Raw genomic sequence first — 21,901 nt, 5'->3', positions numbered from 1 at the left:
GGCACACCTGAAATCAACTCCATTAAGGAGCGAGAGGGCCAACATCCGATGCCGTTAGAGGACGGACTGGGAATGTCGTTGCACTGGAGCGTTCATCGGCTCCCGAATCGTTCGCAGAACGCGTTTCCCCGTCCATATCCTTTGTAACATACGTGTAGGTTCCCTTCGCATAATTGATCGCCGGACTAGATGAGGATAGCTTCTGTAAACCGCCCACCGTTGTGAAGAGCGGATTCGTGTTCCAAATTTCGGCGCTGGTTCTCGCCTTATTGGTTACGGTGCTGCCATATCCGATATTGCCTTCAAACACGGTGTTCGTCGTTGCAGCCTCGTTGTAAAGCGTACCTGTTGTGTTTCTTACAATATTATTCGCAACTCTGCTATCCTGAGGCGCATAGGTCTTGCCGGAGCCCACGATAATTCCTGTGGCACTGTCTACAATGGTATTGTTTACAACATGGGCGCGATAGATTTTCCATTGTGCCGTTAAATCACTTGAGGACGGATTGGACGGGTACCCGCCGGAGCCGCCGTCATAATCGCCGCTATCAAGCAGAATCGCCTTGCCTGTCAGCTTCTCCATATAGTTATTATAAATCTTATGGTCGTTACCATAGATCCGAATACCGTCTTGAGCGCTTTCTACTCCGTCCCCAAGGAAGAAGTTGCCGTAAAAGCTATTACTGTGACCGTGTCTCGAGGTAAGCCCGCCCTTGGAGGTTTTGAAGGTATTGTAACGGACCGTATTGTTGCCGCTCTTCACGGAAACGATCTCCGGCTCTCCGTCCGTATTCTCAAAAAGATTGTATTGGATCGTATTATAGCCGTTCGAGAGGGAAACGGAGGATAACCCTAAACGGATGGTCTCCTTCCCGTTAGCAACCCAAGGTCCTACATCGTGGAAGTAATTATACTCGATCACATCGTATTGCGAGACGTTCCCGTTCCCATCGCCTTGATAGGCGATAAGCGGTGCAGTATCGCTTTTATTCCCAAAGTCGTTGTGATCGATTTGGTTATGATGACTGTTGCTTCCGCTGACCTGAAGCCAGATGAGGTCCCCTCCGGTAGCTGCAAGGGCGAAGGTATTCCGAGTAATGCGGATATGATTGGACCCGTCCAGAAGAACGGCAGTGTTCCCGGTATTTGTGAATTTCAATCCTTCCACCGTGACATAGGATGAGCCTGTTATGTGAATTGCCGCACCTCCGGAAATAACGGCCTGCCCCTGATTGGCGGCTTTTATCGTAATAGGGGCAGAAGACGTACCCTGCTTTCCGCTGATAGTGAAAGGCGTACTCTGCGTATAGGTTCCGTTGGCGAGCACAATCGTGGTACCGGCGCTCGCATTCGTTAATGCAGAGCTTAATTGGGAAGACGTCGAAACCTGAACCGTACTGCCGGAACCGCCGGAACCGCTTGAAGCCCCCCCATAAATTTCTACCTCCGTATAGCTGTTCCATGCAGTAACGGAGTTCCCGTGCCCTACGATTCTCACATACCGGACGGGATCCGCATCGGGAAAGTCGAAGGTCTGAAGAGATGCATTGAGGGCGCTCGTTACATTAGCACTTATCGTGGTAAAGCTGATGTTATCCGTAGAGGCTTGGATATCAAAGGTAGAGGTCCGAGTATCGCCGTTTAAAAAAGCGATTTTCACATAATCAACCTTCTTATTTGATCCCAAATCGTATTGGATCCACTGCCCGTCGCCACTCGCGGACCATCGGGTCGAAAGGCTTCCATCCACCGTATTGGCCGGTACATTCCCGTCGTCGGCACTGGCTGTCACGGAAGTGCCGGGGATTGAGAATTTCGCGGATGCATTGGAGGTGTCTCCATAAATCTCTACCTCGGTATAGCTGTTCCAAGCATTGACGGAGTTACCGTGCCCTACGATTCGCACATACCGGACGGGATCCGCATCGGGAAAGTCAAAGGTCTGAAGAGCCGCGCTTAAGCTGCTGGTTACATTAGCGCTTACCGTGGTATAGCTAACTTGATCCGTAGAGGTTTGAATATCGAAGGTTGAGGTTCTGGAATCCCCGTTAAGAAACGCTATTTTCACATAGGATACCTTTCTATTTGATCCCAAATCGTATTGAATCCACTGCCCGTCTCCGCTTGCAGACCATCGGGTCGCTAAGTTTCCGTCAACGGTATTCCCGGGAACGTTCCCATCGTCGGCACTTGCCGTTACATTCGCAGACACGACGGTTAGCTTGGCATCGGCCGCATGAGCAGCCATGGGCATCAGGGACAGCATCATGCAGAAGCATAAAAGGAAAGAGAAGAGCTGCTTTTGTTTTTTCACTGTTTTACACATCCTTTTCGATTGATTTTAAAAGGAAATGCTTACTCGCTTTCTACCTCCTTTCCTCGATCTGGCCATTCTCGCAGCTTTATTCGAATATATGCACACTCATCGCTTGAAGCCATGCTTTGGCGATGAGTGTGTGGCCGGCGGTTGTAGGGTGTACCCCATCGGATGCCCGGAAACTCGGGGGTAGCCGTTTGGTCCCGATTCCGTGCTGCAGCTGTAAGTTCAGTTATCCCCTGTCTACCCTTTAATGGCTCCAATTAAGGCGCCTTTCACAAAGTATTTTTGAAGAAAAGGATATACAAGCAGAATAGGTACGGTAGCCACAATGATTGTGGCGTATTTTAAAGTAACGGATAACATCACTACATCCGTCGCCGAAGCGCCGACAGCCATGGAGCTGGCTTCCCCCTGCAGCAAAATCTCTCTGAGAATCAACTGAAGCGGATACATGGAGCGGTCCTGCAGGAAGATCAGCGCGTGAAACCAGGAATTCCAATGACTGACTCCGTAATATAAGAGCATAACCGCAATAACGGGCATCGATAAGGGAAGAATAATCCGAAACAGAATGACGAAGTCGTTGGCGCCATCCATCTTCGCCGACTCCTCCAGCGCATCGGGAATCGCCTCAAAGGCTGTTTTCATCAGAATCAGGTTAAAGGTATTGATGGCCTGAGGGATGATCAGCGCCCACAACGTGTTGGCCAGCCCGACTCCCTTCACTGTCAAATAAAAGGGGATCAAGCCGCCGCTGAAAAACATCGTGAATACGATAAAAAGCATGAGATGCTTGCGATACTTCAAGCTTTTGCGCGACAAGGCATAGGCCCCAAGCGAGGTAAGCAGAATGTTAAAGACCAGCCCCGTCAGGACGACAAAAAAGGTATTTCCGTAGCCCTTCAAAATCATAGGATTCTCAAAAACGCTTATATAAGCATCGAGTGAAAATCCAAGCGGCTTCCAAAGAATGCCGTTGAAAGCCATTAGCAAGGAAGCGTCGCTCACGGATGCAAATGCTACATAAATGATTGGGTATACCGTTACCAGCATCAATAGGGTTAAAAATAGGGCATTCGTTGCATCGAAGCATCTTTCCGATAATGTTGGTCGATTCATATGGTTGCTCCTTCTTACCAGAGGCTCGTATCGTTTAATCTTCGGCTAAGCCAATTAGAGAACACAAGCAGCGTGAAATTGACTGCGGAGTTAAACAGACCGACAGCCGAACTGAAGCTATAATTGAAATCCTGCAGACCGACCCGATACACATAGGAGGAAACTACATCCGCCGTTTCATATGTGCTGGGGTTATACAGCAGTATGATTTTTTCGAAACCAACGTTCATCATTCTTCCCATCTCCAGGATGAGCAAAATGACGATCGTAGGCATGATCCCCGGAATCGTAACATGAAGCAGCTGCTTCCAGCGCCCGGCGCCGTCCATGCGGGCCGCTTCGTATTGTTCGGGATCAATACCTGTTAATGCGGCTAAATAAATGATCGTACCCCAACCGATATGCTGCCATATTCCGGAAGACACATATATCGGTCGGAACAAATCCGGATCCAGCAGGAAGGTAGCCCGCTCTCCTCCGATCCAGGCAATCAGGTCGTTGATAATACCCTCGCTTGAGGTAAAATCCTTAACAATACCGCAGATAACAACCAATGAGATGAAATGCGGCATATAAGTAACTGTTTGAACCGTACGCTTAAACAGGGAATTCTTCACTTCATTTAACAAGAGCGCTAATAGGATCGGGGCCGGAAAGCCGAAGATCAGTTCATAGAGGCTAATCAAAATTGTATTCTTGATCGTTCTCCAGAAATAGGCTCCGGTAAAGAACGTCTTAAAGTGCTCGAAGCCGACCCATTCGCTCCCCAAAATCCCCAGTCTCGGCGAGAAATCCTTGAAAGCGATAATCGCTCCATACATGGGACCATAGTGAAAAACGATATAGTACAACAAGACCGGAAGCAGCATGAGGTATAACATTTTGTTCTTGCGTATGTCCAGCAGCAGACCCATCTTCGTTTGTTTGGCGTCTTGCGCGATGGTTGTTGCTTCTTGATGAATCGCAGCCATTCGATTCCACTCCATTCCTTTTATGTCCTTTTACAAGAGAACGTGTCCTCTTCAGATGGACACGTTCTCTTGTTCGCGGTCATGGTGTTTCTTAACGCTTATTGTAACGATCATAAGCGTCCTGATAAATTTTCACTACCTTGTCGCTGCCCATATCCTTAATTCGCTTTACATATTCATCGAACTTATCCAGCGGCTCTTTCCCCATTACAAATTTAACGAACATTTCTTCTTTATAGCTGGCGATGGCCGTATTGATTTTCGCTACCTCTTTGCTTTCTTCTATCGTCGGAGTAATGAACAGCGGAAGCACGTGCTTGTCGGCATCGGTTTGCTCCCAAATTTTAATGGCCTCATCCTGTTCCTTGAAGGTGTTGAAGCTTTTTCTCGAATCACCCGGGAAAGGACCGTTCGGCTTCGTATACTGGGTTACCATCTGCTGCAGGCTGTACTTTGGATCCTTCGTAATCTTATCCGAGAAGACCGGTTTCCCGTTCTGCATGCTGTAGCTTTCTCCTTCGATACCGAAGTTGAACAACAGGCTTCCCTTTTCGCTATAGGCATAATCCAACCACTTGACTGCAAGCTCAGGGTTTTTGGCAGCGGTGGTGACAGCTTTGCTGGCCGCCGGGTTATATTTGAAATCGCGTTGTCCGATGAAGGCCCGCTCCCCCTTCTTCAGCGTAGGATACGGGGCAGCCACCAATTGAAACTTCGGATCCTGCTTCTTCCCCGATTCCATCCAGCGTCCCATGCCGCCGCTCAGCAGTCCGACCGTAGCGCCGGAGGCATGGCTCAGCATCTTATTGTCGTACGATTTGGAGTCCGTGTTCAAAGCGAAATCCTTATCGATCAGCCCCTCGGCATACCATTTGCGAAGTAGGGTTAAAGCTTCCTTGAACTGCGGATCCACCGGTCCGTACTTGACCTTGCCCTGATCATCGATATAGTAACGGTTAGCCGTTCGATAGGCTCCGATGAATGCATCTTGAATATTGAACTCGTTGCTGTATTGTGCGGTAAAGGGGGCCGAAGCATTCTTCTTCTCCTTAAACGCTTTCAACACCGTGTACCATTCGTCAATGGTAGTAGGAACAGCAAGCTGCAGTTCGTCCAGCCAGTCCTTACGAATCATCGGGCCGCGGAATACAAGGCCGTTATCCGGGCGAATCATAGGAAATACATAGTATTTGCCGCTGTCCGTCTTCAGCATTTTATCCAGCTCTTTATCCTGCTCCAGCCTCTTCTTCAAATTCGGTGCATGTTTATCGATGAGTTCGTTCAAAGGGAGGATGACCTTATCGGCCATCGCCTTCTCCGGTCCTCCCGGATAAGCATTGTTCCAATCGTACTCGATGACATCGGTTAAATTGTTCGAAGCGATAAGCAGATTGAACTGCTCCTTCGATTGTCCGTCGGCCGGGTGGGAATATTTCACTTTGACACCGGTTTCCTTCTCCAGCTGCTTGCCGAAGGGCGAATCTGCCAGGTTGGGTACGAACGTAGTTAAGTTCGAATTGATTTGCTCCCAAGAAGTGATGGTTTCCGTTGTACTGATCGGGTATTTGCCCGCTTCCGTCGCCGGTGTCGTCGGTTTTTTCGCCGTATCGGCTCCCCCATCCTTTGTATTGGAGCATGCCGCCAACAGGCTCGTTGATGCCAGCATAATGGAAACGGCAAGACCGATCGATTTGTTCATAGATTGTTTTCTCATCGTAATCCCCCTTGTGCTTGTCGTCGAATTTTGTTTGGTTTGAACCGGTGAAGCACTGCTCACCTATGGCCCTAATTATGGCCCCGAAATCACGTTTTGGATATCTTCAAAAAAGAGAATCCGTCTTTATAATTAGCAGTAAAGGATATGTAAAACCGCGAGAACCCCTTTAAAAAACGGGAATAGCCGCGCGAGGCGGCTACTTTGGTGACAAGTGCTATAGAATACTTTTATATTTGCCGGGCGTAATGCCTTCATGCTTCTTGAATACCCGATTAAATGTGTTAATGTCCGAATAACCTACCCTTTTTGCAATTTCCGCAATCGAACAGGACTGGTCGGCTAGAAGGCGCTTCGCCTCTTCGATCCGAGTCCGGCTGATAAATTCCAGAAGCGCTTCGCCGGTCTGGGCTTTGAATTGTTTGGCCAGGTAAGGAGGGGTTAACCGGAACGTCTCCCCGATCATCGTAATATTCAAGTTTTCGGAGCTGTAGTGCTCTTTCACGTAAGCCATTACCTGCCGGCTGAGCTGATTATGCTCCTGCTTCCGGGCGTCCTCAATGGACTGACATATTTGCTGAAGCACAGCACCGATCTGCTCTCTCATTTCATGAATCGTCTGGCAGGCGGTTAATCGCTCCACCGGGTTGATGATGTCGACGAAATCCCGCTTGTCGCCGGTACTGATTTCGTCCAGCGTCTTGAGCATGGTACTAATGAGGTCAAACATGAGACATTTAGCCAGCGGAACGGATAATGACGCATCCGCTACATTGGTTTCAACAATTTCGTCAACCGTAGCCTTGGAGTTCTCGTAATCGCCTACCTTGATGAAGTTGATGAGCTGCTGCTCCACATGGAAAGGGTAATAGTAACGGTTTCTGCCTCGAATCGAGCCAGCAACCGGAAGATCTTCATAGCGGATGATTTCTCCTTTATCCTTGACTAAACGGTACTCCAGGGCGGCGAGTGATTCCTGGTACGCGGTCGATACCCCTTCCGGCCCCTGATGAATTCTGCTGATAGCTACGGTCAAGTGGATGTGGTAGTGATCCGATACGAACGATTTGACTTGTTCCGCGATCCGATGTAATTCTCCGGCTTCATGCAGCTCATTAAAATTAATAATACATGCCTGCTTATCGTCGATTTCCGTTGTCATGGCCTGGTGCCTGCTTCCCGCTATTTCCTCCGCCACATTCATAATGATAAAGTGTACGAGCTTCACCTTCTGAGGCTCTACAAAGCCGGTGTCATGGAATTTGCCGTAGTGATCCACGTGAAATAACAAAACGGCAAAATCCGAGGTGAGTAACTGGATATTATGACTCTTGAACAGCTCATGCACGGGTATTTTTTGTTCAAGCCGCCCCTTCAGCAGGTCCTGAAGAAAGTGGGAACGGATGACGTCACGATGCTGCTCCAATCGTTTGCCGATCTTCTCTTTCTCGTCAAACGTATTGTTCAATGCAGCTTGCAAATAGCCGAATTCATTCACCCCAGCCTCAAAGGTAATTCCTGATTTGGTGGATAAGCTGCGTATTAAAGTATGGATCGGATTATAGTTTCTTCTCAGAAATATGACGGTGACGAGTCCCCCGATCAGCAAGCTTACCGTCAAGCTGATATAAATCAGCTTCTTAACGTATTTCATTTTCTCGTCGAACATTTCGGCGGGAATCATCGATACATATTTCCATCCGGTCTTCTCCGAAGTAGTGTAGGAAACCGCTACCTCCTGTTCGGCATGACCGGCGTAGAACAAACCATTCGTTCCGGAGAGCTTGGCTGGGACAAGAAAATCCGGGGTCTGCTCGATGCCGGTCGAGGCAATCAGGCGATTGTCCTTATCCAGCACGGCCACCGACGATTGGTTGGCGGAGCTGATGCTTTCAAGGAGCTTTGAGTTCTTAATAACAATTAAGATTACGGCGCCCGGTTGCTCAGGGTTATCGAGCAGAATCGATTTGGCATACATAACGGCTTTGACCGCATCACCGTTCTCCCGAAGCGTTATCGGTGCGTATTCCTGGATGTACCGCTTGTTGAAAAACGTTTGCCATTCCCCATAGCTCATGTTATCGCGTTCCCTAATCCTCTCGAATAGCCCGCGGCTGTCGAGTCGTTCACGAGCGGAAACTACGGTATCGCTATTCTTGTAATACACGTAGATTTGCTCGATATAATCGTTGGCCATCTGATACAGCCGAAGATCCGCCGCAATATTGACAATATCATAGTAGTCATTGTCTGTAAGCGGCTTGGACGTGCCGATGAAGCCGGCAAGCCGTTTACTCAACGCCATTTCTACGCTTAGTCGTTCGATGCCGCTTAGATTGCCGTCAATCGCCTGTTCCATCTGTCGAAGAAGCGACTCGTTAGCCCGATTTACTTCGGATTCCACCACATGCCAGGTTGCTGTATATATAAAAGCGCTTACTACAATCGGTACCAACAATACGGAGATGTAGGAGATGAGCCAGTTGAATACGATGCTGTGTGTTTTGAAACGAATCCTTCGAAGACTCATGTTCGTTACCTCCGTGAGCTTGTTCTACAAGTTATACTTTGATCCCATTATACACAAAAGTTTGGTTCTAGACAGCATCCCTCAAAGCTGCCCATAGCATCGGTCATAGGAAATAGCAGGGCCGACTGCTCGGCGAGCGGCCGTCCCTGCTTGATTTACTTACCCTTCTTCACTTCCAGCATGCGCAGCAGCACAGTAACAGCTTCGGCCCTGGTGGCGGTATCGCCGGGGGCAAAGCGACGATCCTCCTTACCCTCGATCAGACCTTGCGAAATGGCATAAGCAACGGACGGCTTTGCCCAATCCGGGATTTCTTCTCTATCGCGGAAAGTCGCTGTAGCCGGAACGGCAGCGAAGTCCGGTTTTTGCGCCCGCATCAGCATCGTGATCATTTCCGCACGGTTCATCCTTTGATTCGGACGCAGGGTTTGATCTTCATAGCCCTGAAGAATACCCGATTGAACGGCAGCCGCGACCTCTTTTTCCGCCCAAGCAGGAATGTCCGATTGGTCGGCGTACGTAACTGGCGTTGTACCGGGAGTCAGCTTCAAGGCACGAACAAGCATAGCGGCGAACTGCAGTCTTGTCATCGGCTCTTCCGGCTTAAAGGTGCCATCGGGGTATCCGTTTACGATCCCCATCTCTACCGCCTTGGAAATAAACTTCTCCGCCCAGTGCTTCCCAGCGTCAACGAAGGGGGCCTGAGCAGTGGACGGCCCAGCAGGTACAGGCGATACCGGTGCCGGGTTAGGCGCCGAAGGAAGCGGTGCGGGCGCAGGGGCAACCCCCGGCATCGAAGCAGGTATCGAACCGGACGTGTCTCCTCCACCGGTATCCGCCCCATCCCCATCCCTATCCACCGGTCCCGGGGTCGGTCCCGGGGTTGGTCCCGGGTTGACCTTAAGTCGTTTCACCAGCAGGGTATACACTTTATTCTTCCCCGAAGGAAGCGCTGCTTCGATGACAATGACACTGCCGTCTTCGGCGATATTTAATTCGCTGCTCGCCTGTCCGCTGATCACCTTCTGGCTAAACACTCCGTCTACGCTAACGGTAATTTGGGAGTCAATAGCGATTGTAGTCGGTACTACTTGTAGACGATTCATCTGGAACGGAACGGTTACATGATACATCGTCTTATTCGGATCAAAGTCCGGCGTCAGCTTCCCACTCGGGAGAAGCCATAGCCCGCTCAACCCCGCTTGTTCTTCCTCTGCGGGCACACCCGCATGGGGACCGACATCCGAGGCGGTGAGCGGCTTTCTGATCCGATTCGCATCCCGGCTATATTCGTCTGCTCCGGCATCAGGCGTATGATATCGTGTCTCCCCGTCGATATCCTCCTGAGCATGGAACGGAGCTTTGGATGCATCAATAGCCGGACTCGTGCCCGACAACCGGATCAAGCCATCCTTGCTGCGAACAAGCTGCAGCGGCTTCTTCTCGATCGCGGCGGCGGTAATCCTTGCCGGATCCGTAATATTCGTAGGGTTGGCCAAGCCTTCCACCAGATTTCCTGCATACATCTGACGTTCGTTTACGGGAGCATTCTGAGCAGCTGTCGTTTCGTTGAATATGGTACCGGCATTGCTGAATACTACATTGTTGTAAACCGCCGCTCCAACAGGCTGATACACTCTGCCCCCAAAGCTAAAGCCCGTCGTATTGTTCCCTATATTGACCATCGTATTATTGAAGATCTGTACGTTATATTGCCGCCAATGGCCCCGCAGAATCTCGGTCTGCTTCTGTTCGGGAAGCGTATTGAGAACCGCTGTTTGCTGAGTCGCTCCTTCCATCCATTTCACTGTGGGATTCGTTCCTCCGTCCGGACCGGCATCATGGGTGCCTCCGTCAAGACGAATCACCTGCGTCGTCAGACCCTCCATATAATTATTATAAATTTTGTGATCATTTCCATAAATCCGGAATCCGCTGAAGCCCGGCGTTTTGCCGTCCCCGATAATAAAGTTGCCGTAGAAGCTATTGCGATGCCCGTGACGCACCACAATCCCGCCGTAGGAATTACGGATCGTGTTGTATCGGATGATGTTATCACTGCTTTTAACGGAAATAATTTCATCCTCTGCATTAAGCCCTTCGAATAAATTATACTGCACGGTGACATAACCGGAAGCAAGCGATAAGCCGGACAAGCCTAGCCGTATCACTTCCAGACCGTTCGTTACCCGAGGTCCGATCCCATGGAAATAATTATGCTCAATGACATCGTACTGCGAGACGGTGTGGCCGCTTTCTCCGTTGTACGTGATAGTTGCTCCGAAGCCCTTCTTCGGACCAATATCATTATAGGCTATACGGTTGTGGCTGCCGATCCCCTCAACGCGGATATAATGCCGATGGGTCCCGTTGTCGGTTACGAGGGTCGGATTCGTATGCGGTGTGTCTCCATTGTATACGGGCCGATCTGCGATGTACTTGTCCCCTCCGCCGATTCGACAGCTGCCGGCAATATCGGTTAAACACCATACCGGACCGATGCCGTCGGGCGCATTGAAGCGGTAGGGCTGCCCCGTTTCATCAAGAGCAAACTTATTTCTGAGAATCGAGATGTTGCTGGAGTGATACAATTCAATGCCCGGGTGGACCTGCTCATTGGGTCTCACTTCTTTCGTTTCCGGGTTCTCCCCCTTTAAAATAGAAGCAATTTCATCACTGACTCCCCTGTAATTGAGGCCCGGGATGCCGATCCCGCTGTTGAATTCGAGCCCCGTCACTTCAATGTATTTCGAATTTTCAATGTGTAAATAACTGTTTCCTTTTATCACTGCCTTGCCCAGTTCCTCGGCTGTAATACGGATCGGAAGGGCCGGCGTCCCTTGCTTTCCCTTGATTACGAAAGGTCCGTCTTGTGCATACACTCCGTTCTTTAACCGGATTTCCACGCCCGGCTTCGCTTGATCAAGAGCCGTTTGGAGCTGATCCGCCGTGCTTACCTCGATCACCTCCAGGACCGGGGCGGGACCTTCGGGGATGTCCCCTGCTTGCGGCGGTCCCGCAGGCTCTTCAGGCTCTACGATGACCGGAGGGGTGCCGGTATACAACGCAATTTCCGTCAGACTGTTCCAATTGCCGGAGCTGCCCGTCGCACTGTTTCCGTATCCAACAAGACGCAGGTAGCGCGCGGTTGCCGGCTTATCGAGCACGTAAGACTGAAACACGCTGTCGGCAGCCAGAAGGGTCCTGCTCTTCCTTTTGGCCAGCAGCACCGTACCGGTTGCGAAATCTGGATCATTGGATTCCAGTACTTCAAAGGTAGATAACCTCTCCCTGGCATTTAAGAACGCGATTTTCAGATAGGTGACCGCAAGAGGCTGTCCCAGATCGAATTGAAGCCATTGCCCTTGACCCGATGCCGACCAACGGCTTTCCGGATCTTCCCATTCGCCGTCGACCACGTTCGCAGGAACATAGTTCGTATTCGGCTGGTAAGTGCTGGCGGTTACCGTTCCTGCATTAAGCCCTACTTGTCCGTCGGGAGCAACGGCAAGACCTCGAATCACGTCCACTTGGTACACATTGCTGGAGCTGCCTTTGATCAGCTCAATCCTTAGCTTATTTACGCCGGGAACAAGCGGTACTTGGGCAGGATCAGTGATAGGCGCTTGAGAAAGCGTATAGTTGGTAATCGTCATGGTTACTGCAATTCCGTTTTCCGCTTGAGCATCAACGCGAACCGCAGCTGTCTCGTATGGAACCGTCGCCGAATAACCATTCGTCTTACTCGGCAGGAAGCCTGTCAAGACATTCTGGGCTCCGCTCTGGATTTCAAGGCGGCTCAATTGCACCTCGGGCAGCTTCTCGGCGAAGGTGAAATAAACACCGCTGTTCAGCTGGACATCCGCAACATAATACGATGCGCCGTGCATTGTTGCTTGTGTAAGTGGAACAGACACTGCATTGTCAAAATTGCTGTGGGAGCTGGTTAGCAGTAACCCGCCTAATGGAAGCATCCCCGAGGGTATGGCTACCTGCACTGTGCCGAGATGGCCCGTATTTTGAACCTTCCAGGTACGCGCCCATTTCATATAGCCGGCCCCATAGGGACTATGCTGCTCCGTACTGGCATTATCCCCCCATACCAAATATTGTTTATCCGATAAGGCTTCCTTCGATGAAACGATAACTTGCTCCGCAGCATCTCCCTGACTGCTCCTGCTCTGTTGAAGGTCTAATGCTCCAATCCGATCAAGCCCGATACCGGCGATATGGTTATTATATCCGTCGTTTGCCGTCGCGTCCCATACCACATCGGGGGACGGACCCGCCGAAAGATAATTGCCCGCCTTCAAAGTCAAACCAAACTTCAGGGCAAGGTAAGTCTCGACTTGACGCTTCTGCACTCCGGAAAGCGGTGCTGTAAATAAAATAAGCTCTCCCATGTTCCCATCGTAGCCCGAGCCTCCTCCCGCTGCAGAGCCTAACGATGCAGCCGCGTTCAACGATCCCGTCAGGGAGGCGCGTGGTTGCGTGGTTTGTGCTTCCGCCATTCCGTCGCGAACAATGGATTGGTATACATTGGAACCGACGCTAGGATTCGCGTCAAAATGAAGTCCCCATAAATTGTAATCCACCGGGGCTACCACATTGAAAGCCGTTAATCTTGTTGAGGTTGTCCCTACATCCCACAGGACGTTGCCTTTACCGGCGGCTGCACCGGACGTGTGGGGAATATGTGCCCCTAAGCTCCCCGAGGTCAACGGCTGGTTGAAGATGGAGGAATTCGCCATAGAAGGCGCGCCTCCCGTGACCGTAAACAAGCTTGCATGGTTCACAACCTCTCCTTCCCCTAGCAAGCCTGTTACGTCCTGCAGAATGCTTCCCCCGCTGCGCACGAATTTTACGGTAGGCTGAAAATTAAGTGCCTCATTAGAAGCTACATATCTAGGCTTCGGGCGCGAAGCTATAGGGGCGATCGTGCCGTCGTTCGCAAAATGATTCGCGTTCGGGCTGCTGTCCTTCCATACGGTAACCGTATCATCCGTCAAAGTGACGCTAGCCGGATCAGCTTTAAGCCACAGCCTCAGTGCCGCGGCATCCACCCCTCCCGGTGTACCAGCAGCCGCCTGCGCCTTTGGAAACGCCGCCGGTAATCCCCCCAACGTCAGTACGAATGCCAGTGTAAGATGCACTGTTTTCAATAAACCCTTTCTGCTGCTTCGTGGTCTCAAGTCTTCGCCACCTCTCCCCTTCTTTGCCGGTATGATTACACTTTTAAAGCGGTTTCACACCATGCTAGAGTTGATCTCTTCTTTAGTTATAAAGAGGTTAGCCGTTATTTGAAATCAGCAAAAAGTGAAACCATACCCAAATAGGAAGACAAAGCCATCCTTATTTTTGAGAGTGTATCTTCATTTTTGGGGATTTTCTTACTCATTGCTCACCTATTTCATGTCGAAAAGGCCTGCCGCAATGGCAGGCCCCCAATGATTTCGAATATTTCTATAGCGGTTCGAAGGGAAGAATGATTTCGATCGTCGTTCCTGCGTCGCTGCTAACAATTTGCAATGTTCCCCCATGAGCCTCTACGATTCGGTGTGAGATCATGAGGCCTAGCCCCGTCCCTTTTTCCTTCGTGGTAAAAAACGGCTCTCCCACTTTTTTTATGAGCTCCGGCGAAATCCCGTCGCCTTCATCCCTGATCTGTACACACAAAGTATTTACACTCGCTAGCGTTACATCTACATAAACACTTCCACCCTTAGGCATAGCTTCAATGGCATTTTTCAAAAGATTTACAAACAGCTGCTTCAGCTGATTTTCCTCGCATTTTATAGGTGGCAGAGCGGCTTCGAAATGTGTTTCGATGTTAACTCCCGTTAGAATCGCCTGGGTTTCCAAAATGGATACAACGGTGGTGATGATTTGCGTTATATCCTTGAAACTGAAGTGGGTGAGGTGCGGCTTGGCCAGTGACATAAACTCGGTTACGATAAAGTTGATCCGGTCCAGCTCGCTTTCCATAATCCCAATATAAGGAAATTGGTCCTGGTACCTTGCCTTCAGCAGCTGTGTAAAGCCTTTCAGGGAGGTTAGGGGATTCCTGATTTCGTGAGCGACTCCTGCCGCAAGCTGCCCGATCACGGATAATTTCTCCGATTTTCTAAGCAGCTCCTCCGCGCTCTTTCTTTCACTGATATCCCTAATTGAGCCTATAAGTCGAACCTTCATCTCTTCCATATCGCGAATCACCTGCCCATTGCACTCAACCCATAGGTACTTGCCGTCCGGCTGCCGGATCCGGTACTCCAGACGGATGGGATATCCCATCTGAGTCTGGTTAAACAACGCCGCTTGCACAGCTGCCCGGTCTTCCGAGTGAACGGAGGAGAGCAAGTCCGCATCGGTCGCCGGGGGAGACTGAAAAAACTCATGAGCGCGCTCAGACCATAAAAAGCGTTTATCATCGGCAGACCATTCGAAGATGGCATCCATTGCAGCCTTTGATACGGTTTCCAACAAGTGGTTCGTTTTACGAAGCTGTGCGAGGAGCTCTTCCTTTTCCCAAGCCGATGCCAATCTGTGCAATGAATAGGTGATCGTATCGGTTTTGAAATAAGACCAGCTTTCATCGACAGGATGAAGCATGGCCATGACCCCCCAATCCCGTTCATGAGGGATTATCGGATGAATGGAAATAATATATTTGGGATCGTCGAGCAATTCCTCAGGGATACAATGAAGCGGAGGGAATTCCATGGGAGAGCATTGGATTTCCCCTGTCGGTGCAGTCGACATCTCCTTCGTATAGTAGTATTTGACATACATTTGTTCTGGAGATTTATTGAACCACTGGCCGTAACAGCCCCAAATGCATTGTAAAGAGTGCATCCATGACAGGTTGTTTAGCTTCTCCACATCCCGATAAGATAAATAATTAATAGTTCGATTCGCCGACATGCTTTGATTTAATAACTGGAAGGAACGATACAGCTTTTCTTGATCTCCAAGCCGGCTCTCCGGCTCATGATGGCAGCCGCATGATTCTCTGGCTATGAGGGTCATATTCATATGGACAGGATCCGTCCGCTGCTCCCCCGTCGCCATCCCCGCTTCCAGCAGGCTAACGGATCGTCTGGCCGCTTCCCTAAGCGGAGGCTTGATGGTGGAAACGGTGGGCAGCGTATGCTCCGATAAAGGATTATGATCATATCCCATCACGGCAATCTCTTCAGGTACCCGATAGCCTTTCTCTTTGAGCCGATCCATGAGCGCAATAGCCGTTATATCACTATTCGTAACGACAGCCGTACACTCAAGCTCACCGCTCACGATTCGGTCGGCCGCCAAATAACCTCCTGCCTGTGCATCGGTTCCTATCTTAACCAGCAAACTCGGATCCGGGTCTAGACCTAACCTTCGGTAAGCGTTTACATATCCCGGATAACGGGATTGTGTGGCCCGGTTCATCAAATTTCCGACAAACGCGATCCGCCGGTGACCATGCTGATACAGATGTTCTACAGCTTGCTCCATGCCCATCTCATTGGCAAAATGAATGCTGGGATAATGCAAAGAATAGTGGTTGATCCCAACAATCGGCCGCTTCTGCCTTTGAAGCTCATTCAAAATGCTTTCATTCAAGGGGGAATCGAAAACAATCCACCCTGCCGCATGAACGGTAGCTAACGGGATAGAGAAGTCACTGCTGGTTTTAGGCGTTTTGATCACAAGGAGTCTGTATCCGCGTTTGATTGCTATTTGGTTTAATTCGAATAAAAAGCCCCCGTATAAGCTGCCATCCAAAAAAGGTGTAACAACACCTATCATACGGCCTAAGCTCATATTGCCTTCTCTCCCTTATGTATAAGTGCTCCATCGCTCTACTGTACGGAGTGAATTCAGCCAGCTCTTGTTTTCTTTCCAGCATATAACAATATAATCTTGAAACGGCCTACGTTGTCAAGGCAATTTGCCAAATCAAATGATTATTCTAATGCCGCTTCGCGGTTTATAAAGCGGTCTAACGAATGACATGGTGTCATTTTCCAAATCTAATGATTATCATATTGCTGTTGGAACTAAAGTTATAAAATGTCTATTGTGTGTTACTTGGTAAACCCGTACATTTTACTCTTGTAATGGTTTTCTTGTAGAGAAGGGGGGCACAGGATCCACGTCACAGGCCAATATGATTCTGATGGTAACCAATCCATTACAGGAGGCGTTATATGAACAGAATTTCTTTAAAGAAACGTATGAGTACGATTCTGGTATTCGCCATGCTTGCCGCTTTATTACCAAACGTGTTTACATACCAAACGGCCGCAGCAGCAGGAGCGCTGCCGGACGAAACACTGCCGGCGGGCTGGAAGGCTGCGGATGTCTCCGCATCCAGCTCCCTAGGCACCGTCAGTTACGGTTTCAGCAACGGAGAATTTGCGCTCTCCGCAACGGGCGGTAAAATACAGAGCGCGGATGATAATGTACTTTATGCCTATTATCCCGTAGGCGCGGGCGATTTTTCCATTACGGCAAGAGTAACGTCCACTGCACTTAACTCAAGCAATAACCGAGCTCTGTTAATGATCAAGAAAGATCCGCTTACGAACGGAGCAACCTCTCCCGGCTATACCCTCAGCTATAACAGCTCCGCCAATACTTTGATTTCCTATCGCCGTTTATCTTCCGTCGGATCAAGCAATTTTACGATCCCCGAACCGAATGCCCCTATTTATATGAAACTGGAACGCTCAGGCATAGATTTGAAAACCTACTATTCAAAAGACGGAATTACCTTCGGTAACGGTACGACGACAAACCCGCTTAAAACAGATTCGGATACGGCAGGTGCTCTGGCAGGAAACGTATACGTCGGCGTAGCGGTTGCGGCGGCCAGCGCCAAATTTACCGACGTGAAGATTTACCAAAACGGGCTTGTTTACGATTCGAGTGCAGACATTCAAGCTCCTGCAGCTCCGGAGAGCTTAACCGCAGCTTCCGGTATCGGAGGGGTGACTCTGCAGTGGTCATCCGTTAGCGGTGCAAGCGGCTACAATATTTACCGCAGCACAACATCCGGCAGCGGCTACTCAAAAATAGCTGCGACCTCGAACAACAGCTACACCGATTCGAATGTTGCCGGAAATACTCAGTACTTCTACCAGGTCAGTGCTTTTGCCGGCGGCGCAGAGAGCACGTTATCCCGGGAAACGTCGATTATTACATCACTTTCAGCACCTGCCGGATTGAATGCGACTGCGGGAGACCGGAAAGTCGATTTAAGCTGGATGGCCGTAAGCGGCGCAACCTCGTGTAACGTAAAGCGCAGCTTGGACGGATTCTCTTTTACCAACGTACAAACGGGTGTCGCCTCAACCGCCTTTACAGACAACACCGTATCCAACGGAACCATGTATTTTTACGCTGTCAGCGCTGCGAATGCAGCCGGCGAGAGCACAAACTCCAACATGGTGAGTGCAGTGCCCACCGCTGATTCCCGAGCTCCCGTGGATGACGGCATCTTCGTTGCACCAGGCGGGCTTGAAAGCAATCCAGGGACGATCGAAAGTCCAACCACGCTTGAATCCGCCATTGCAAAGGTGACTCCGGGGGGCATCATTTATTTACTCGGAGGAACTTACTCTTACTCTACACAAATTACCATCGACCGGAACAATAGCGGTACTCCGGCTGCTAAAAAGCACCTATTTGCTTACGGCTCGGAAAAACCCGTTCTTGACTTCTCCTCCCAGCCTTATGATGCAACCAATGTGGGGAATAATGCCAGAGGTCTGCAAATCAATGGGAGCTACTGGTATGTCAAAGGCCTCGAGGTAAAAGGCTCCGCTGATAACGGTATTTTTGTTGCAGGCCATTATAACCGTATCGAAAATTCAGAGGTCCACCACAATCGCGATACCGGTCTGCAAATCAGCAGATATGCTTCGACAGCCTTGGAGAGCGAATGGCCCAGCTACAACGAGGTTATTAACGTATACTCCCATGACAACTTCGACCCCGACAACGGTGAAGACGCAGACGGCTTTGCTGCCAAGCTGACGGTTGGCCCGGGCAACGTATTTATCGGGTGTATTGCTGCCTACAACGTGGATGACGGCTGGGATTTATACAGTAAAACGGACACGGGACCTATCGGTGTTGTTACGATTCGAAACAGCATTGCCCATCATAACGGCCAAACGTCCGAAGGGAATTCCACTACATCCAGTGACGGCAACGGCTTTAAGCTTGGCGGCGAGAAAATCCCCGTGGATCACATTGTCGCGAATTCCGTCGCTTATCAGAACAAGAAGCACGGTTTTACCTACAACAGCAACCCGGGCTCCATCGTAATGACAAACAATACGTCCTATAACAATGGACAAAGCAATTTTGCTTTTGATCTTGGCACCCACCGGTTTACCAATAACTTGTCCTATAAAGGCTCTTCCAGCGACAAAACTAGCGGCACAGATGTAGAAAGCACGAACGTTTGGTGGAAGAACAATAAGAGCACCAATGCTAAGGGACTGCTGGCCGATGATACGGATTTTCTAAGCTTGGCCCCCTCCGTCAGCCGGAACGCCGATGGCTCGCCGAATTTGGGTAATTACTTGAAGCTTTCCGCGAGCAGCGATTTAAAAGGTGCCGGGACCCCGAGCGGTACGGATATCGGAGCGTTGTTCGGAGCTTCGGGAACGAACCCTAATCCTACGCCGACGCCGACGCCGACACCAACACCAACGCCTACTCCTACACCGACGCCTCCTCCTGCCGGTTCTCCGGGCGTATATGATGTAACCGGCTTCGCTTCCGGCGCGACAGGCGGCGGGAATATTCAGGAGACGGATCCTGCTTACAAAAAGGTGTACAATGCCGTTGATTTTGCGGATGCCATCAATCGTAAAAAGGGCTATAAGGTCATCGAGATCATGAACGATTTAAATTTGGGCTGGAATGAGCTCCCCGCTCAAGCGAAAACGACGGCAGGGTCTCTCATCGTTGCGCATAACACCGCTCAAACTCATCCGGTTCTTTTACAAACAGGGGTTAGCAAGGTGTACCTTGATACTTTAAAGGACGTTACCATCTTTTCCGCGAACGGCTCAAAAATTAAGCATGCGGCCTTGGTCATCAAATACAGCTCCAATGTCCTCATCCGTAACCTCGAATTTGATGAGCTTTGGGAATGGGATGAAGCGTCCAAGGGAGATTACGATAAGAACGATTGGGATTATATCACGATCGAAGGAAGCTCAAGCAAGATTTGGATTGATCATTGTACTTTCAATAAAGCATATGATGGAGTTGTCGATGTTAAAAAAGGCAGTAATGGAGTGACCATCTCCTGGTCCATTTTTAAAGGAGATGACGGGAGCGCAGGCAGCTGGGTAACAAAACAGATCAACGCGCTGGAAGCGAACAGAACCAACTATGCCATGTACAACTATCTGCGTAATCTGGGATTCAGCGTAGAAGATATTGTTGCCGTTGTCAGCTCGCAGAAAAAAGGACATCTCGTCGGCTCGACGGAATTTGCCAGCGACAATGCCGATCTGGAGGTTACCCTGCACCATAACTATTACAAGGATATGCAGGACCGTATGCCTCGTTTAAGAGCAGGTAATGTTCATGTTTATAATATTGTCATGGATAATGCTGACGCACACGCGGCAAGCAAACGGATTACTCCTGCAATGGCAGCGGCTATCTCTTCCAAGGGCTACAAATTCGGAGTTACCAGCAATGGGGCGATTTCTACGGAAAACGGCGCCGTTCTAGTCGAAAAATCACTTATTATTGATGTACTGTATCCGATCCGCAACAATCAAGTCGATCCGAATAAACCGCAGTATACCGGTAAAATTCTCGCGCTCGATACGATCTATTCCAAAGATGGGGTTGAGTTTAGAGGAAACAGCGACTCCGAGGGGAGTCCGTTAAGTCCGGTTCCCGCTCTGCCGCTCCCGTTCTCATGGAACGGATTCTCAGCACTGCCGTACAGCTATGCCGCAGACGATCCTGCGACACTGCAAAGCCGTTTGTCGGCAAGCAATGGGGCCGGTGCAGGTAAATTGCTCTGGGCCAAGCAGAATTGGCTGTTGACCAAGGTTCAAGGAGAGGAAACCAATAAGGCACCTGTTACAATGATCACCTCTTATGCCGAAGGTCAGCATTTGAAGGTCAACGAACCCGTTGTAAGCTGGCTGTTTACCGACGCGGATGCCGACGATGTTCAAGCTGCGTATCAGGCTCAAGCCTCTGCAGATCAATGGAAAACGGTCCATTCAGATAGCGGGGAAGTAGCCGGTCTCTCTGCAGCTTATGCTATGCAGGCTCTTCCCGATGGCAGCTGGTCATTGAGGGTTCGGACGAAGGACAGCCGCGGAGTCTGGTCGGAGTGGGCTTACAGAAACATCATCATTGATACCGCTGCGCCGACGGCAACGATCAGCTACAGCACCGTCAACCCGACAAATCAAGATGTCGTTGCAACGCTGCTTCCTAGTGAAGCTGTCACGGTAACGAACAACAGCGGTCTCGCCCAATATACCTTTACTCAGAACGGAAGCTTTACCTTTACATTCGAAGACGCGGCCGGTAACATCGGCAACGCTGTGGCTGTAGTCGATAACATCGATAAAACCGCTCCGGTTACCGTCGACGATGCCCCGCTAGGCTGGACCAATCAAGATGTCACCGTACATTTTGCTGCCGCGGACAACGCATCCGATGCGATATCAACTTATTTCTCGCTCGATGACTCAGCCCCCCGAACGGGTTCATCTGTGACTATTGCTTCCGAAGGAATTCATACCTTAACCTATTGGAGCATGGATCAAGCCGGCAATGAGGAAGCGAAGAAATCCGTATCGATTCAAATCGACAAATCAGCGCCAACTCTTCAAATTGTGTTGGATAAGTCTACACTTTGGCCTGCTAACAATAAGCCTGTTACCGTGACGGCCGCGGTTTATTCCTACGACAGTCTCTCGGGGGTCGATTCCCTTGTCCTCTCCTCCATTACCTCCAGTGAACCGGATAACGGAACTGGATCATTGGTTGGGGATGCCGTGTTCGGCACCAAGGATTTGACATTCACGTTGCTGGCGAAAAAAGCGAGTGCTAAAACCGATCTTGTCTATATCGTCACTTATACGGCTACAGATAAAGCGGGAAATAAAGCTGCTGCCTCCGCCGCTGTGTCAGTTCCACACGATCAATCAAGTAAATAGTAAAGATGGGCTGCTGAGTCATCAGCGGCCTATTTTTTATGGATATAC

The 21,901-nt window shown here is 49.9% G+C and carries 8 protein-coding genes; 1 reads left to right on the top strand and 7 read right to left on the bottom strand.

The window, feature by feature from the left end:
* Positions 1-22: 22 nt before the first annotated feature.
* The 7 genes from RAC89_RS19330 to RAC89_RS19300 all read right to left on the bottom strand — a co-directional run bounded on the left by RAC89_RS19330 (position 23) and on the right by RAC89_RS19300 (position 16,460).
* Positions 23-2,314, bottom strand: a complete 2,292-nt coding sequence (locus tag RAC89_RS19330) for a chondroitinase-B domain-containing protein (RefSeq protein ID WP_306615338.1) — start codon at positions 2,312-2,314, stop codon at positions 23-25.
* 246 nt (positions 2,315-2,560) lie between these two features.
* Entirely contained in the window at positions 2,561-3,439 is an 879-nt protein-coding gene (locus tag RAC89_RS19325; RefSeq protein WP_306615337.1) for a carbohydrate ABC transporter permease, read from the bottom strand.
* 14 nt (positions 3,440-3,453) lie between these two features.
* Positions 3,454-4,410, bottom strand: coding sequence for an ABC transporter permease (locus RAC89_RS19320; protein ID WP_306616138.1), 957 nt, complete (start codon positions 4,408-4,410; stop codon positions 3,454-3,456).
* A 91-nt stretch (positions 4,411-4,501) separates the two neighbouring features.
* Entirely contained in the window at positions 4,502-6,124 is a 1,623-nt protein-coding gene (locus RAC89_RS19315) for an extracellular solute-binding protein (RefSeq protein ID WP_306615336.1), read from the bottom strand.
* 217 nt (positions 6,125-6,341) lie between these two features.
* Positions 6,342-8,654: a helix-turn-helix domain-containing protein gene (locus tag RAC89_RS19310; protein ID WP_306615335.1), complete on the bottom strand. Its 2,313-nt coding sequence runs from the start codon at positions 8,652-8,654 to the stop codon at positions 6,342-6,344.
* 155 nt (positions 8,655-8,809) lie between these two features.
* A complete protein-coding gene (locus RAC89_RS19305) occupies positions 8,810-13,807 on the bottom strand; it encodes an S-layer homology domain-containing protein (protein WP_306615334.1) in 4,998 nt (1,665 codons plus the stop codon).
* A 310-nt stretch (positions 13,808-14,117) separates the two neighbouring features.
* On the bottom strand, positions 14,118-16,460 hold the full coding sequence (locus RAC89_RS19300; RefSeq protein WP_306615333.1) for a substrate-binding domain-containing protein: 2,343 nt from the start codon (positions 16,458-16,460) through the stop codon (positions 14,118-14,120).
* A gap of 386 nt (positions 16,461-16,846) precedes the next feature.
* On the opposite strand from RAC89_RS19300, the gene RAC89_RS19295 reads away from it, so the two are divergent.
* Positions 16,847-21,853: a pectate lyase family protein gene (locus RAC89_RS19295; protein WP_306615332.1), complete on the top strand. Its 5,007-nt coding sequence runs from the start codon at positions 16,847-16,849 to the stop codon at positions 21,851-21,853.
* Positions 21,854-21,901: the final 48 nt, after the last annotated feature.

Source organism: Paenibacillus sp. GD4, assembly GCF_030846225.1.
GTDB lineage: Bacteria > Bacillota > Bacilli > Paenibacillales > NBRC-103111 > Paenibacillus_G > Paenibacillus_G silviterrae.
Note: the sequence above shows the minus strand (reverse complement) of the source record. Positions and strands in the feature narration are given on the sequence as shown.

Excerpts from the sequence above, each read along its gene's own strand:
- RAC89_RS19325 (WP_306615337.1), bottom strand. The coding sequence starts at position 3,439 with ATGAATCGACCAACATTATCGGAAAGATGCTTCGATGCAACGAATGCC.
- RAC89_RS19320 (WP_306616138.1), bottom strand. The coding sequence starts at position 4,410 with ATGGCTGCGATTCATCAAGAAGCAACAACCATCGCGCAAGACGCCAAA.
- RAC89_RS19315 (WP_306615336.1), bottom strand. The coding sequence starts at position 6,124 with ATGAGAAAACAATCTATGAACAAATCGATCGGTCTTGCCGTTTCCATT.
- RAC89_RS19310 (WP_306615335.1), bottom strand. The coding sequence starts at position 8,654 with ATGAGTCTTCGAAGGATTCGTTTCAAAACACACAGCATCGTATTCAAC.
- RAC89_RS19300 (WP_306615333.1), bottom strand. The coding sequence starts at position 16,460 with ATGAGCTTAGGCCGTATGATAGGTGTTGTTACACCTTTTTTGGATGGC.
- RAC89_RS19295 (WP_306615332.1), top strand. The coding sequence starts at position 16,847 with ATGAACAGAATTTCTTTAAAGAAACGTATGAGTACGATTCTGGTATTC.